The sequence below is a fragment of the Hoskinsella mucinilytica genome, assembly GCF_045223415.1.
GTDB classification, from domain to species: domain Bacteria; phylum Bacillota_I; class Bacilli_A; order Erysipelotrichales; family Erysipelotrichaceae; genus Hoskinsella; species Hoskinsella mucinilytica.
Window position 1 is genome coordinate 85665 of the sequence record NZ_JBEQZJ010000004.1, and the last position, 16989, is coordinate 102653.

Below are 16989 nucleotides of genomic sequence, written 5' to 3' on the forward strand. Positions count from 1 at the left end.
TTCTTTATTTATAAGATTTTGCATAATGGATAAAATCCACAAATAACGGATGAGGTCGATTGGGTCTACTTTTAAATTCAGGATGATACTGAACACCAATATAAAATTCATTTTCACTATATTCAATCGCCTCTACCAATTCTTTATTAAGCGATGTTGCGCTGATCTGCATTCCATGTTGTTGGAACATTTGACGATACGCATTATTAAATTCATATCGATGACGATGTCGTTCACTGATCTGTTCACATCCATATGCACGATAAAGTTGCGTATTTGCTTTGATCAAACTAGGATATCCTCCTAAACGCATAGTACCACCTTTGCTGATAGCATCATGTTGATCGCTCATAAAGTGAATGATCAAATGTTGACTTAAGGGATCGAATTCATAAGAATTGGCATCTGTATAACCTAAGACACTACGAGCAAATGCAATGGCAGCAATCTGCATACCAAGGCATATTCCAAGGTATGGAATATGATGGATCCGTGCATAGGTAGCTGCTTGTATCTTGCCTTCAATTCCCCTATTTCCGAATCCACCGGGAATCAACACACCTTGTACATCTGACAACTTTTCATGAACATTATCCTTAGTGATTTCTTCACTATCTATCCATTTGATATGCACGTTCACCTGATTTTGAAGTCCACTATGATATAAAGATTCCACAACAGATAAATAGGCATCGTGTAACTTCACATATTTACCAATCAAAGCAATCGTAACATGATCCTTTATTTCATCCGCATGTTGAATATGGATTGCCCATGCCGTTAGATCTGCCTTAGGCAAATTCAAATGAAATTTTTTACATACAATATCGTCTAATCCATGTTGTTGTAACATGAAAGGTACTTGATATAATGATGGCATTGTCCTATTTTCGATTACACATTCTTTGGGAATATTACAAAATAAGGAAATCTTATCTTTGACATCCTGATCTAAAGGACGATTACATCTGGCAATGATGATATCAGGAAAGATTCCATAGGAATGTAACTCCTTTACAGAATGTTGCGTCGGTTTTGATTTAGGTTCATTGCTGCCTTCAATATAGGGTACTAAAGTAACATGAAGATACAAACATTGTTCCCTTCCCTTATCCAAAGCAACCTGACGTATTGCTTCAAGAAATGGTTGACTCTCAATATCCCCTGTTGTTCCACCAATTTCACAAATCATGATATCTGCTTGACTTTCTTCCTGGGCTTTATAAATATGGTGTTTGATTTCATTGGTGATATGAGGAATAACTTGTACTGTTTGACCAAGATAAGCTCCGGCACGCTCTTTGGTCAATACATTCCAATATACTTTTCCGGTTGTGACATTAGAATATTGATTCAAATCTTCATCCATGAATCGCTCATAATGTCCTAAATCAAGATCTGTTTCACTTCCATCCTCAGTAACATATACCTCTCCATGTTGGTAAGGACTCATGGTACCAGGATCTACATTGATATAAGGATCTAATTTCATTGCCGCAACCTTTAAACCTCGAGCTTTTAATAGCCTTCCAAGTGATGCAGCACTAATTCCCTTTCCTAATCCACTGACAACTCCACCTGTTACAAATATAAACTTACACATACGAATTACACTCCTTTTTTATGTTGATATTTTTCAATCAAACGCTTTGCTATCTCAAATCTGGTGCATTGCTGATCCATTGCTTTCTTTTCAAGATAACGGTGGGCTTGTTGTTCACTTAAATGTTCCTTTTCCATCAAAAGACACTTTGCTCGATCTATGAGCTTAATTTCTTGTAATTTACTACTGAGATTCTTCGTTTTATGTTGCATGATAGCAATCCTTTTTTGTGTAACAAATGCAAATCTTAGCACTAGCGACAGCACTTGCTTATTGATAGGCTTTCCTATAACATAAATGCCAGCCTGTTCCATTTTATCAACAATGCCATCATACCTTTTCTGATTGACTAGCAAAAAGATCGTGGCATCACATCCTTTTGCTAAATCTAAGGGTAAATCATAACTTGTATCATCCATAAGCGGATAATTCATGAGAATAATATCAAATGCATGTTCTAATACAAGTCTTCTTGCTTTATTGCTTTCTTTACAAGCGGTGATATGGACATGATCCTCGCTATGCAAGAAATCTTTAACATATACGTTAATTTTCTCATTTGTTGAAATGATTAGAACATGCTGCATCTTAGCTCACCTCTTATCTTGCGTTATTTTGATGCTGTTTTGATACCTTCGATATAACGCTCTAGTAACCCTTCAGGAAGGATACGTTTGACAAACTTACTGTTTCTTGCTATCTCAATGGCCTCTTCTAAACTACCACAAAGTTTCTCCAAACCTTCATGATCTTCATAAACATTTTGTTTATTTTCTTCCATATGCATATTTTGTTCCATGCCTTCTATTCCTGCAGAAACAACCAAAAGAAAGGCAATATAAGGATTACATGATGGATCAGCACTTCTTAATTCCATTCGTGTATGAATAGGATCAGCGGCCGGTATCCGAATCAAAGAAGAGCGATTGTTATGGGAGAAACTGATATAACAAGGGGCTTTATCTTCACCTAATCGTAAATAAGATTGCTTTGTAGGATTTAGAAATAATGTGATTTCTTTCATGCGATACATGATACCTGCAATGAATGCATTCATTAATTGAGGATTTTGCGCAAATAGATTCATTCCATCCTTGAATATGGATAAATTGATATGTAATCCATTCCCTGGTTGATTTAAAATTGGTTTTGGCTCAAAGGATGCATAAAGTCCATTCATCAGTGCTACCATATCCACTACATTGCGAAATGTCATTAAGTTATCACAACTGTTTAACATTTCCTCAAAATGAAAATCAATTTCATTTTGGCCAGGTCCTTGTTCATGATGACTGCTCTCTGGAAGGATTCCCATTTCCTCTAAATCTAAACAAATTTCTCTTCTTACATTTTCTCCCTTATCTAAAGGAGCAATATCACAATACCCTGCTTGATCATAAGGAATGCTTGTTGGATTGCCCTCTTCATCTCTTTGAAACAAATAAAACTCACATTCACTTCCAAGCATAACCTGATATCCTTTTTGATGTAAGGTATCCATACTTTTTTTTAGCAAGCTTCTAGTATCATAAGGAAAAATAGTACCGTTTGGATAACGTATCTCACAATACATACGTACTACACGCCCTGTCTGTGGACGCCAAGGAAGAATCGTTAAAGTAGATATATCTGGAAACAGAAATAAATCTGATACAGTTATATCTGTGAAACCATTGATAGCACTTGCATCAAAGCTATATCCATACTCAAAAACACTGCTTAATTCACTTGGCATGATTGATATATTCTTTTGATTTCCATATATATCAAAAAAAGCCAAGCGAATAAATTTTACATCGTATTCTTCTAGAAAAGATACAATTTCTTTTTCGGTTGTAATCATAAGAGCACCTCTCTTTTCAAAACAAAAAAGGCGTCAGTGGAACAGAAAAACGATGAGTTTTTCTGTTCTATGAACGCCATTGTTCTTTTAATATGATATATATTAACAAAATCGATGTTTTATTGTCAATCCTATTTTACAAATTCATGTAGTATGATATTGCAATTTCTTTCTGGTCCCACTGAAATCATAGAAATTCTGGTTTTGGTTAGTTCTTCAATTCTAGCCAAATATCGTTTCGCATTCTCAGGCAATTCCTCATAAGATTTCATCGTTGAGATATCTTCACTCCAACCATCAAATTCTTCATAAATTGGTTTTGCTTTCGCAAGATCTTCTACATTGCTTGGTATATAGTCATAACGTTTTCCATCAATATCATAAGCAACACACATCTTGATGGTTTTGATTCCGGATAAAATATCCAATTTGGTAATTACAAGATCTGTCAATCCATTGATCATAGCGGCATGTCTTACAACATTCACATCCAACCATCCACAACGTCTTGGTCTGCCTGTTGTTGCACCAAACTCAAATCCCTTATTTCTTAATTCATCTCCCATGTCATCAAACAGTTCGCAAACAAAGGGGCCTTCTCCTACTCTTGTAGAATAGGCTTTCGCAATTCCAATGATAACATCCAATTTTTTTGGTGAAACTCCTGCTCCGGTACATACTCCTGCACTGGTAGGAGATGAAGATGTAACATAAGGATAATTCCCATAATTGATATCCAACATCGCAGCTTGAGCACCTTCAAATAATACTTGTTTATGTTCATCTAATGCTTTATTGACATCAATTTGAGCATTGATAATTCTTGGTAACAATAAATCCTTGATTGCTTTGAATTTCTCTAATAGCTCTTCATATACAAAGCCTGGATGGTCATATACTTTTTGAAAGGTGATATTCTTCATCTCAACGGCTGTCTTTAGTTTCTTTTGAAAACTTTCAAAATCTAATAAATCACCCATACGAAGTCCTGTACGAGAATATTTATCTGCATAACAAGGTCCAATACCACGTTTTGTCGTACCGATTTTGTTATCTTTTAAAGATTCCTCGATCAATTCATCTAATAACACATGATATGGCATGATGATATGAGAACAATCAGAAATTTTTACATGATCTGTATTCATTCCTTTTTCTTCTAATGATTTGATTTCTTCAAGGAATACAAAGGGATCCACTACAACCCCCGGTCCAATCACACAGGTTGCATTTTGTAACACACCGCTTGGAAGTAGATGCAATACGACCTTGTCCTCTCCTACTACAACGGTATGTCCTGCGTTGTTTCCTCCTTGAAAGCGAACGACATAGTCCATTTTAGAACCTAAATAGTCTACAACCTTCCCTTTTCCTTCATCGCCCCATTGGGTACCTACTACTACATAACCTGGCATAAGATGATTCCTCCTTAGGGATTGTGATGCATGTTTTATATGTCCAGCAAAAAATCCTTTAATAATATAGCACAAATCATGAAAAAAGGAAATCATTTTTCATCTATTTTTTCATATTTTTTCAATGCATTATTTGGTTGCGTCAATCAACTTATCTACAGCTGGTGTGATCCATGCCTTCATCGCTTTGGCTGTTTCTACATCAAAATTATCATCTTGATAAATCATGTTGATACTTGGTGTCATCGGAAGTTCTGCCCATAAACTTAATCCATTCTTTTCCAAAAATGCTTCCGTATCCTTATGTTGGAAAATTTCAATACGCTTTCCACAATCCGGACATTCTACATAACTCATATTTTCAATAACGCCCAATACCGGAACATTGACCTGATGGCACATATTGATGGCTTTTGATACGATCATGGAAACCATTGGTTGTGGTGTAGATACCATCACGACGCCATTCACGGGTAAACTTTGTAACACAGTTAAGGCTACATCACCTGTTCCAGGAGGCATATCGATCAATAAATAGTCTAATTCTCCCCAAATAACATCTGTCCAAAATTGACGTACTGCATTCCCTACGATAGGGCCACGCCAAACAACCGGTTGATTTTCGTCATCCATCAAGAAGTTTAATGACATCACCTTAATGCCATCTTTATCAACGACCGGTTGAATGGCATCATTCGTTCCATATGCTTTTTCATGTTCTAATCCCATCAAACGTGGAATACTTGGCCCTGTTATATCGGCATCCATAATGCCTACTTTCATTCCTTTATCCGCAAGAACTTTCGCAAGCAGTACGCTCATACTGCTTTTTCCAACGCCACCTTTTCCACTCATCACGCCAATCACATGCTTGATTTTGTTGTTGGCATTATTTTGAATTCCACAAGAATCCTCACTCTTACCACAAGTCCCTTTGCTTGGACAGTTATTACAATTACTCATTTGTATCTCGCTCCTTTATCCTAATTGTTTTATTTTAATTCAGAAAGCACGCTACAACCGATCGTACCCTCTGGCATTGCTACCTCAAAGTTATCCGCAATCGTTGCACCTATCATCGCAAATGTATCGGACACCGGTAATAATCCATGCCCTTTCATAGAAGGGGAATATGCAAGGAAAGGCACCATTTCCTTCGTATGGTCACTACCTTTATACGTAGGATCATTACCATGATCTGCAGTTATGATCAATAGATCATCATCATTTAATTCTTTTAACACCATTCCTAATAATTCATCAAAGCGTTCCAATTCTTTCCCATATCCGATAGGATCTCTTCGATGTCCCCATAAGGCATCAAAATCAACTAGATTCACATAACATAATCCTGTGAAATCTTCTTTCATGACCTCTATGGTTTGTTCCATACCATGAACACTGCTTTTTGACTTTAAGGCTTTCGTAATACCTTCTCCTACGAAGATATCATTGATCTTACCGATGCTGATTACATCATATCCCGCATCCTTTAAAGCATTTAATGCTGTTTTTCCATATGGCTTCAATGCATAATCATGTCGATTGCTCGTTCTTTTGAATTCGCCTTTTTTATTTCCAAGATATGGTCTGGCAATGACACGCCCAACCTTCCATTCCGGCTTCATCGTCAATTCTCTTGCAATCTCACAACAACGATACAGCTCTTCTAAACCAAAAGTTTCTTCATTTCCGCATATCTGTAATACACTATCTGCACTTGTATAGACGATCATATCACCACTTTGATTAGCATGTTCGCCTAATTCATCCAGTATTTCCGTTCCACTTGCTGCTTTGTTACCGACGATCTTATGACCACAACGCTCACTTAATTCCTTTAACAGCTCTTTTGGAAATCCTGTTTCTGTAAAGGTTTGAAATGGCGATGTAATATGAAGACCCATCATTTCCCAATGACCCGTCATCGTATCCTTACCTACACTTGCCTCTTTCAGTTTGGTATAATATCCCTTTGGCTCTTTGCGTGGTGCGACATGTGTGAGGGGATGTAGATTCGCCAAACCTAAATCTGCCAAATGTTCAATAGAAAACGTTGGCATATGTTCATCAATATGCCCAAGAGTATCCGTTCCGATATCGTCATAGTCCATAGCATTCGGCATAGCTCCTACACCAAGTGAATCTATGACAATGGTCACAATACGTTTATATTTTTTCATCGTTTGCTTACCTCCTTTGCTTTAGGATGAAAGGATGCATACGCATCTGTTAACTTTTTATTTTGGATATGCGTGTAAATTTGTGTTGTGGATATATCACTATGTCCTAATAGCTCTTGTACCACACGAAGATCTGCGCCACCGTCAAGTAAATGAGTCGCAAAACTATGACGAAAGCTATGAGCACTAAGACGTTCATCCAAACCAAGAAGATTCAATTGATTCTTAATGAGAAGATGTACATATTGTCTGGTCACGATATGTCCAAGATGATTGATAAACACATAGGATTCTCGCTTTTTCACCCAATGAACCCTTACTAGCTTCAGATAATTCTGTAAAGCTTGAATGCTTCGCCCATGCATGGGAATCATACGTTCCTTATCACCTTTTCCAATGACCCTTAGAAACCCTTGTTCCAAATGAATCTGATTTAATGTAAGGGAACACAATTCGCTCACACGTAAACCACACCCATATAAGACCTCTAGCAATGCTTGATGAAATATACCTTCATCACTATCATCAAAACTGTTTAACAGCGTTGTGATATCAGCTATGTTGAAGTACTTTGGTAATTTTCTACCGACTTTACGTCCATGAAGATGGACACTGACATCTTCGATATTTGGATAATTCATTTTGATATAACCATGAAACATGTGAAGGACCGTGATCATATGATTCACACTACTTGCCTTTTTCTTATCTGCTTGTAAAGCTAAAAAATCTTGTAAGATCGGATAAGTAATATCCTGTAGCTGTAAAACCCCTACAGAAGCCAAATACTCACGATACTGTGTCAGATCACGACGATAAGATGCAATCGTTGCCAAAGACTTTTGATCGACCACACTAATATAATGAAAATAATCCTCCATTGCTTCTAAAATATCCACGTTATCACCATTAGATATTATACCACAGGAACATCATCATTTCTCTTAAAAAGAACTTGAAAAAGAAAAAAAGCTGATGTTTCAAAACATCAACCTCTTGTATGCGTGATCGGTGGAAGAATATGACAATTGGCTTTACCATCCTTAATCGCTTCTATCAAAACCCCAATTGCTTCTTCCTTATTCTCATCATAAATAAATTGGATCGTTCTTGTTTCCAAACGCCAGGCTCTTAATGTCGTAACGATATCGATCAATCGATTACTACGATGCACTAAATAAAACCGCCCTTTCTCTTGAAGTGCTTGCGATACTTTCTTTGCAAGCGTATCTAAGGTCAAATGGACTTCATGTCGTGCGATCCTCATTGCTTCACTTTCATTCTTTGCCGTTCCTTCATAATGTTGGAAATAAGGTGGATTACATACCACAACCGTTACCTTAGGCATCACTAACTTTGAAACATCACCTTCTATGATATCCGCATCAATGTGAAGTTGTTCCATATTATGTTTGGCCAAAACAACGGCATCATGCTGTATCTCGATGCCAATCAACTTGGAAGGGTTTTTTCTTGCTGCTGCCGCAAGCAATGCTCCATTGTTGGTTCCAATATCTAAAACAGTATCAGATGTATGTATCTTCATAAAAGCCGCCAACCTCGCTGTATCGCTGTTCATTCGAAACATTTGATCATCTTGATAGAGATAAATATCTGTACCATTTAAATAATCATACGTATATGCCATTATTTCACCTCATCATCTTGTTTATTATACCTTATTTCCCTATTAAATTGAATAGGTTGACCAATTGAATCATCAAATCCGCTTTAATATACGCCTCTACGATCACAATCAAAAAGCAGATGATCAAATCATTAAGGATAGAGTCTGCCAACTTACGAAAATCTAAGCGTTCTTTATTGCTGCATGATATGATGAGATACATGCTCAACTGTATGGCACTGGCCGAAATCAAAAAGGTCGCTAAGCAATCTACTAGTACTTGAGGGAATAGTGTCAAGATGATACCTGCGATTCCTTTTAATTGATACGTATAGACAAATAAGGCACAGGAGAATCCGATCTGCATGCCTTTGGTAAATACAATGAAGCTAATAAAAGGAATACCGATGATACTGGTGCCTAAAAAAAAGACAAATAAGATAAAAAGAATACCTGAAAGGAATTGTCCTGAAAAACTGGTTGCATTATCACTCATTGAATTGAGATAGCTTGTGAAGTTTTTCATATCATTGATATCGATTGTTTTACTGAAATACAACCCTGCCGCAAAGCCCGCAACCAATAGAATTGCGATAAAAAGATAGACGTTGCGATATTTACGAAAAAAGCCATGGTAGATTCGTTGTTTCATAAACTCACCTCTACTACAGCATATGAAAAAAAAGAAGTTTCAAGGCTTCTTTTCGTTCGACATAATATTCACTTTGCGAGCACCTTTCCTAAGGTTGTCAAATGTGCATCCGGCAATTGTTTGTTTAATTCCTTTAAGACCTGTTCCACCTCATTTGTATTCTCAATAGGTTCTTGGAACATGTTGATTTGATCGACACTTTTTGCTGTTTGAAAGGAAGCAAGACCAATGCCAAGATGACGAATCGGTTTCCCATTATGATTACGGTCAAATAAATAAAGCGCATTCTCTAATAAGATATTGATGTCATTGGTATAGTTAGGAATATTGACACTTCGTACCATATTGGAAAAATCATGATATCGAATAGATACTGATATCAATCTTCCACTCAGTCTTTCATCTTTTGCTCGTTGACTTAATGTACGTGCAAGTCTTTGAAACACCGTTTTTACCTCATCATATTCTGTAATATCTCGATCTAATGTTGTCGATTGAGAAATAGATTGCAGACTTTGATTGAAATTTAATTGATTGCTACTGTTACCACGAGCATGTTGTATGAATTGATAAGCGTGTTTTCCAAGCAACGTCATTACCTTTTTCTCGTTTCTTTCATCTGCCAGATCCCCAATGGTTAAAATGCCTTGTTCTTCTAGCATCGGAACGGTTTTCTTACCAATGCCCCACATTTCACTTATCGGTAACGGCCAAAGTTTTTTCGCAATTTCTTGTTTTCTTAAAACCGTGATCCCCATAGGCTTTCGCATATCACTTGCCATTTTTGCCAAGAATTTATTGGGCGCAACCCCAATACTACAAGGTAGCCTCAAGTCTTCCATAACATCCTTTTGAATGATCCAAGCAAGATCCAAAGGTCGCTTATAAGCCTTGATTGCTTCTGTTACATCCATATAACATTCATCAATACTGGCTGGTTCGATATAAGGAGAAAACTTTCTTAGATATTTGAAAAAACGTTCACTTAATTCTTCATACCAAGAATACTCTCCCTGTACAACAACAAGCTCTGGACATTTTTCCAATGCCATATGCAAGGGCATGGCACTATGGACACCATAACTTCTTGCTTCATAGCTTGCTGTTGATACTACACTTCTTCTGTTTAATCCGGCCACAACCACCGGCTGTCCTTGTAAGGCTGAATTTTTTAATATTTCCGCACTTGCAAAAAATGAATTTAAATCAATATGAAAGATTACTCGACCACTCAAACTAACACATCCTTTAAGGATTAGTATAATAGATTTAACTAGAAAAATCTACCTTAACGATATTGTTTAATGACACTATTTTTATTTTTCATACGATGTTCTAATCTTAGCTTATCGGAAATCATTGCGATAAACTCAGAATTGGTTGGTTTTGCTTTACTTGCTGAAATGGTATATCCGAATATATCATCAATCGCATCAATATTCCCACGATTCCATGCAACCTCAATCGCGTGGCGAATCGCACGTTCTACTCTGGAAGCCGTTGTTGCATATTTTTTCGCTATCTCCGGATATAACACTTTTGTGATCTGTCCTAGAAAATCAACATTTAGATAGGTTTCTAAGATAGCAGTACGCAAATACATATAACCCTTGATATGTGCCGGTATCCCGATTTCATGTAAAATCTCTGTGATTTCCCCTTCTAACTCTAGCTTGACCATACGCTTGCGTTCATCCTCATCCAGATTTACTTTAACTACATTTGTACCCATGGATGGTTTCTTGCTGAAGCCAATGATAAAGTTTAGTTTGTCCACAAGTTCCTCGATTTCGAAGGGTTTCATTAATATGTAATCAATTCTATAATTCTGAACCTGTGTGACGATCAAATCATTGACAAATGGTGTGGTACATATAATGTGGTCTACATCAATTTTATTCTTCTTTAAATCAGCCAATACACTTATGCCATCTTTCTTTGGCATGATCAAATCCAATAACAGCACATCAATGTGCTTACCATGTAGTTCCGTAATGCATTGTTCACCGTTGGTTGCACTACCAATGATTTGATATGCATCACTTTTTGCAAATGCCTCTTTCATACAGTGAATCATTTCTAAGCTGTCATCTACGACATAAATCTGAATTTTGTTGTTCATATATTTCTCTCTCTCCTTCCTATACTATTATATAGATACAATAGGCTAAATAGCACGAAGTTTGTCGCCTACAAAAGAAAAAATAGCAAAGTTTGGTGAAAGATAAAAGAAAATCGACCTTTTCTACCATTGTTTCTACTAAACGAGGAAACACGATGGGCAAAAAGGTCGATTACTATTTAGGAAGCACTTTCATCTAACATCCAATCAACGAAAATACCATAACCGTAAATCGGATCACCGGTTATCACGTGGGTCAATGCACCTATGATCTTACCATCCTGTATGATAGGAGACCCGCTCATTCCTTGAACGATACCATTTGTTTTTTGTTTTAAGGTTTCATCTGTAATCTTTAATTCAATTCCTTTTACATCCTTACTACTTTGTTTATGCACTTTTGTAATTTCTATTTCATACAGCTGTACTTCATTCCCTTCTAATACCGTCATGATCATAGCCTTTCCAACATGTACTTGCGTATGATCACCGACTTGCATTGCCTGTTTTTGTGGTAAAAAGGAATATTCCCCATAGATACCATACACACTGTTTCGATCTACATGACCGATGGTAGTGCTAAAATCAATGGTAGCTTGTTTTTCTCCGGGTACATTCGCTTTGGCTTTTTGGATACCATCAACAGTTGCAGGATAGATCGTTCCTGAATGGATATCGGCAATGCTATGAGTATCACTATCCATGATTTCATGTCCCAATGCACCATATCTTCCTGTATCAGGATCATAATAAGAAATCGTTCCGACACCGGTAATTTTATCCTTTACATATAATCCGCTTTTGATATTGCCATTCTCATACGCTGTCACCAATGTAACATTCATCGCTTTTCCTTGTCGCAAAATGGTTAGTTCTATTTGATTGCTTTGCTGATGATGTTGATTCAGCTCTTGACTGAATTCCTCTAGTGAAGTAATCTCTACACCATTAACTTTTGTAATCAAATCATTCACCTTTACGGTTTTTGATGGATCAATGGTTTTACCATTTGCTTGAAAGGTATAGGTACCACTGATCAACACTCCATCATATGCTACTTGAATACCAATGCTTTCTCCTCCTGGTATCAATTCCTTTGCAGAAACAGTACCAAATAGAAGAGTAGCACTAAACAATATACAAACAAGTTTTCTAAACAAAACGCATCACCTCCTGAAAGTTAGTTTACTCTCACTTGATGATGCGCAATCTAGTAATTATTACCTATTCTTCATTCGCAAGCTGATATAGCTCTAATGCAGATTGAATTGCATGATCTGAATCACTACCACTGGCAATATTCGCCAATTCTTTGATTCGCTGTTCTTGATCAAGCAATGCAATACTTGTTCTTGTCTGTTGGTTTGCCTGATGTTTTTCTACAATGTAATGTTGGGATGCACATGCTGCAACCGGCGCAAGATGGGTCACGCAAAATACTTGCGTTTGTTTTCCAAGTTCTTTCATTTTCTTACCGATGGCCAATGCGACCTTTCCACTGACACCAGTATCTATTTCATCAAAAATCACGGTTTCGATTCCCATTAAAGAGGTAAACACTGTTTTTAATCCGAGCATCAATCTAGACAGCTCTCCTCCGGAGGCACTATGAGCCAATGGCTTAAGCCCTTCTCCGGCATTCATAGCAACCATGAATTCAACCTTATCGATACCGGACGTATTCCCTTGTGTAGGTTCAAAAGCGATTTCAAAACGAGCATGCTCCAATTGTAGGTCATGAAGCTGTTGTTTCACTAAAGTGCTAAGCTCCATAGCCTTTTTTTGACGAAGCTTGCTTAGTTTAGCCGCTGACGCTAAAAATTTCTTATGTGCTGTTTCTACAATTGCCTCATGTTTTAAAATGAAATCCTGGCGATGTAAGATACTATCTATTTTACGTTCTAATTCAGCTCTTTTTTCCATGACTGCATCATAATCTCCACCATACTTTCGATAAATCTTATGAATAAGGAAAATACGATCAGAAACTTCATTAAAACGAGCTTCATCATATTCTAAATGATCTAAATAGTCATGCAATTCGCTATTCATATCTTCCATTTGATAATAAAAATCACTCAAAGTGGAAGCAATCCTAGATGGTACCTCGTCTTGTAATCCTTGTAATGCTTTGAATGTTTCATAAACGGCAGGATTTCCTGTCTGTTCCATTTGTGTTATCGCAAGCTGAACGGCAGATGTGATTTTTTCAAACGAAAGCATGCGCTTTTGTTCGTCCTCTAACGCTTCTAGTTCTTGTTGACGAATTGCTGCTTGATCAATTTCATTTAACTGAAATGTCAAATATTCAAGATCATCTTCATTGTAATCACTGGACAATGCTGCTTCTAATTCATCCTTGACCTTCTTATAAGCATGATAGTCTTTTTCCACCTGTGCATTCAGATCCAACTCATTGACAAAATTATCTAATAATCCCAAATGATAACGTGCATTCAATAAGTATTGGGTATCATGCTGAGAATGGATATCCACGATCTGGGATATGATTTCTCTTACATAGGAAACACTTGCGACACGATGATTGATCCTTGTTGTACTTTTGCCTTCCTTTGTGATTTCTCTTGTAATGATCAAAGCATCTTCTTCCAAATCAAAACCATCCTCTGTTAATTTTTGAATCAAAGATGGATGCTCAATGGTAAAGACACCTTCGATCATCGCCTTATCACACCCTGTTTTGACCATACCGGCATTTGCTCGTTCTCCCTTTAATACCCCAATGGCATCCATTAAAAGGGATTTTCCTGCACCTGTTTCTCCTGTAAAAGCAGAAAGCCCCGGTTGAAAATCAAGAGATACTTGATCAATCAAAATAAAATTCTTCACAAAAATACTGGTTAACATCACGACACCCGCCTTTCGTTAAGTATGTTTACAATGATACGCTTCTACGATTTTTTTATAGTCAAATGTTTTCGTACAAGGCTTGGACATGATATGCATGACAAACTCTTTATTTCCATCCCGTCCCAAAATACTGCTTCCTTGTAGATGATGAACATATAAGCCGATTTCTTGTACATAGGATACCATATCTTTCAAAACCTGTACATGAATTTTTTTATCTTTTACGATTCCATGTTTTCCGATATGCTCTTTTCCTGCCTCAAACTGTGGTTTGATCAATGCCACAAGGTCTACATCCTTCATGACTTCTTTGATGGCCGGCAAAATCAATTTGATGGATATAAAAGAGACATCCATACAAGCAAATTGCGGAAGCAAAGAAAACATCTCTGATGTTAAATAACGACAATTGGTATGTTCCATATTTATGACTCTTGCATCTTGTCTTAATGTTTGATCCAATTGATCACAACCAACATCAATTGCGTAAACAAGCTTCGCACCCTGTTTTAAACAAACATCGCTAAACCCGCCGGTACTTGCGCCAACATCCATACAAACCTTATCTTTTAAATCTAGATGAAAATCTGATATTACATCATAAAGCTTATAACCGGCTCTTGATACAAAGGACAGAGAGGATGGCGCTACTTGAACGTCATCCTCTTCACGTATAGAAAAGCTGTTTTTCAAAACAACCGTACCATTTACAGACACTCTCCCTGCCTTGATAGCATCTTGAGCTTTGCTTCTAGTCTCGCTTTTTTGCTTTTCTACCAAATATTGATCAAGCCTCATGATTTTTACCCCCAATCAGATGAACGATAAGTTCACATAAGGAATTCATATCCAAATGCTCCAACTTTCTCAATTGAGGCAAAGATCCATGGGTAACATAATGATCATCAATCCCCAATCGTATAAACTCCTGATGTAATTTATGGTCATTCACATATTCCAAAATAGCACTTGATAGCCCACCTGCCATCATATCTGCTTCATAAATGATGATTGGTTTCTCTTGAGCACATAATTCTTCTAACATCATAGAATCAATTGGTTTGAAAAAGCGAGCATTGACCACACGTACAGGAAGTTGATTGACCTTAACTTTTGAAATGATGCGATCTACATCATTTCCATAGGTGATGATGATGACTTCATAATCTTGCATTTCCCAACTTGTCCAACTACCAAGTTCAATCTGTTCATAATGATGGACTGATTGGTAAGGTGTGTTTCCTCTAGGATAACGTATCGCAAAGGGATGTTGTTGTTGAAATGCTGTATACATCAGATTTTGCGCTTCTGTTGCGTCCTTAGGTTGAGATAAGATCATATTAGGAATACTTCTAAGCATTGCGATATCAAAAACACCATGATGGGTATCTCCATCCTCACCAACCAAAGAACAACGATCGATTCCTATCACAACAGGTAGATCCATTCTCGCAATATCATGATTGATTTGATCGTAAGCACGTTGAAGGAAAGAGGAATACACGGAAACAAATGGACGAATACCGCTAGTTGCCAAACCTGCCGCAAATGTCATCGCATGCTCCTCTGCGATCCCACAATCAAATGCTCGATCTGGATAGGCATCGAAAAAGTTTTGAAGTTTACTACCACCGATCATCGCCGGCGTGATACCAACGATATGTTCATTTTTTGCTGCAAGATCTACCAATGTTTTCGATATGACTTCACTCCAACTCAAATGACCTGCAGGCATTTTTGCTAAGGTCTGTCCACTTTGCGGATCAAATTGAGAAACACCATGCCATTTGCCCTCTTTATCCTCTTCTGCATAGGAATAACCTTTTCCTTTTTTTGTCATAACATGAACCACGATCGGACCATCATGTTTCTTCGCTATTTCCAACACTTTGATCAATGTACGAAGATCATGACCATCTACAGGCCCGATATAATCCAAATTGAAATCACCGAAAATAGAGGTATCCACTACATTTGCTTTCACTGCATTTTTCATGCTACGCATAGATTTTAATACCGCACTTCCAGTTTTTGTATTAGACAATGCCCCTTTCAGGTCTTCCTTTAAATTGTTATAAGGACGACTTGTTCTCAATCGGGTAAATGCCTCATCCATTGCCCCGACATTCTTAGAAATCGACATGTTGTTATCGTTGAATATGATGACCATCTTAGGTGATAACGCACCGATTTGATTCAAGGCCTCCATTGCCATACCACCACTCAATGCCCCATCTCCTATGACAGGAACTACTTCATAGTCTTCCTTGTTTAAATCTCGAGCGATTGCCATACCAAGTGCTCCGGATAAAGAAGTACTCGAATGCCCTGCTTCCCAAGCATCATGTTCACTTTCACAACGCTTCTGAAAACCAGCCAATCCTTTATATTGTCGTAAAGTAGGAAACATCGAAACCCGTCCGGTCAATATCTTATGTACATAGGACTGATGTCCTACATCAAATAAAAATTTATCCTGGGGCGTGTGAAACACATAGTGCATTGCAACCGTTAACTCCACGATTCCCAAATTACTGGATAAATGACCACCTGTTTTTGCGACACTTTCAATAAGAAAACAACGAATCTGATCACATAGATCTTCTAATTCCGCAATGGAACAGGTTTTGATATCGTTTGGTTGTTTGATATCATGAATATTCATAAAAGGAC

Annotated in this window: 15 protein-coding genes; all 15 read right to left on the minus strand. The window is 37.3% G+C overall.

Annotated elements, in window-relative coordinates; all coding sequences use genetic code 11:
• Positions 1 to 4 precede the first annotated feature (4 nt).
• The 15 genes from UGRO018_RS02345 to dxs all read right to left on the minus strand — a co-directional run bounded on the left by UGRO018_RS02345 (position 5) and on the right by dxs (position 16981).
• Positions 5 to 1603 (minus strand): CTP synthase, encoded by a 1599-nt coding sequence (locus UGRO018_RS02345; RefSeq protein ID WP_416324839.1) that lies wholly within the window; start codon positions 1601 to 1603, stop codon positions 5 to 7.
• Positions 1604 to 1608: 5 nt separating this feature from the next.
• Positions 1609 to 2190: an ANTAR domain-containing response regulator gene (locus tag UGRO018_RS02350; RefSeq protein WP_416324840.1), complete on the minus strand. Its 582-nt coding sequence runs from the start codon at positions 2188 to 2190 to the stop codon at positions 1609 to 1611.
• A 23-nt stretch (positions 2191 to 2213) separates the two neighbouring features.
• Positions 2214 to 3446 carry a glutamine synthetase family protein gene (locus UGRO018_RS02355; RefSeq protein ID WP_416324841.1) on the minus strand — a complete coding sequence of 411 codons (1233 nt, stop codon included), beginning with the start codon at positions 3444 to 3446 and terminating at the stop codon, positions 2214 to 2216.
• A gap of 131 nt (positions 3447 to 3577) precedes the next feature.
• Positions 3578 to 4861 carry an adenylosuccinate synthase gene (locus tag UGRO018_RS02360; RefSeq protein ID WP_416324842.1) on the minus strand — a complete coding sequence of 428 codons (1284 nt, stop codon included), beginning with the start codon at positions 4859 to 4861 and terminating at the stop codon, positions 3578 to 3580.
• Between the two features lie 129 nt (positions 4862 to 4990).
• Positions 4991 to 5824, minus strand: a complete 834-nt coding sequence (locus UGRO018_RS02365) for an Mrp/NBP35 family ATP-binding protein (RefSeq protein ID WP_416324843.1) — start codon at positions 5822 to 5824, stop codon at positions 4991 to 4993.
• Between the two features lie 29 nt (positions 5825 to 5853).
• Positions 5854 to 7044, minus strand: coding sequence for a phosphopentomutase (locus UGRO018_RS02370; protein ID WP_416324844.1), 1191 nt, complete (start codon positions 7042 to 7044; stop codon positions 5854 to 5856).
• Positions 7041 to 7943, minus strand: a complete 903-nt coding sequence (locus UGRO018_RS02375) for a tyrosine recombinase (protein WP_416324845.1) — start codon at positions 7941 to 7943, stop codon at positions 7041 to 7043. The genes UGRO018_RS02370 and UGRO018_RS02375 overlap by 4 nt, the downstream gene beginning before the upstream one ends.
• Before the next feature lie 89 nt (positions 7944 to 8032).
• Positions 8033 to 8692, minus strand: a complete 660-nt coding sequence (locus tag UGRO018_RS02380) for a tRNA1(Val) (adenine(37)-N6)-methyltransferase (protein ID WP_416324846.1) — start codon at positions 8690 to 8692, stop codon at positions 8033 to 8035.
• Between the two features lie 31 nt (positions 8693 to 8723).
• The gene (locus UGRO018_RS02385; protein ID WP_416324847.1) at positions 8724 to 9323 is read right to left on the minus strand and encodes a stage II sporulation protein M; all 600 of its coding nucleotides are present in this window, start codon (positions 9321 to 9323) and stop codon (positions 8724 to 8726) included.
• A 68-nt stretch (positions 9324 to 9391) separates the two neighbouring features.
• Positions 9392 to 10558 carry a DNA polymerase IV gene (gene dinB / locus UGRO018_RS02390; protein WP_416324848.1) on the minus strand — a complete coding sequence of 389 codons (1167 nt, stop codon included), beginning with the start codon at positions 10556 to 10558 and terminating at the stop codon, positions 9392 to 9394.
• A 53-nt stretch (positions 10559 to 10611) separates the two neighbouring features.
• A complete protein-coding gene (gene spo0A / locus UGRO018_RS02395) occupies positions 10612 to 11445 on the minus strand; it encodes a sporulation transcription factor Spo0A (protein ID WP_416324849.1) in 834 nt (277 codons plus the stop codon).
• A gap of 179 nt (positions 11446 to 11624) precedes the next feature.
• A complete protein-coding gene (locus UGRO018_RS02400) occupies positions 11625 to 12605 on the minus strand; it encodes a SpoIVB peptidase S55 domain-containing protein (RefSeq protein WP_416324850.1) in 981 nt (326 codons plus the stop codon).
• Positions 12606 to 12669: 64 nt separating this feature from the next.
• Positions 12670 to 14313, minus strand: coding sequence for a DNA repair protein RecN (gene recN / locus UGRO018_RS02405; RefSeq protein WP_416324851.1), 1644 nt, complete (start codon positions 14311 to 14313; stop codon positions 12670 to 12672).
• An 18-nt stretch (positions 14314 to 14331) separates the two neighbouring features.
• On the minus strand, positions 14332 to 15114 hold the full coding sequence (locus UGRO018_RS02410; RefSeq protein ID WP_416324852.1) for a TlyA family RNA methyltransferase: 783 nt from the start codon (positions 15112 to 15114) through the stop codon (positions 14332 to 14334).
• Positions 15104 to 16981: a 1-deoxy-D-xylulose-5-phosphate synthase gene (gene dxs / locus UGRO018_RS02415; protein WP_416324853.1), complete on the minus strand. Its 1878-nt coding sequence runs from the start codon at positions 16979 to 16981 to the stop codon at positions 15104 to 15106. The genes UGRO018_RS02410 and dxs overlap by 11 nt, the downstream gene beginning before the upstream one ends.
• Between the last annotated feature and the right edge of the window lie 8 nt (positions 16982 to 16989).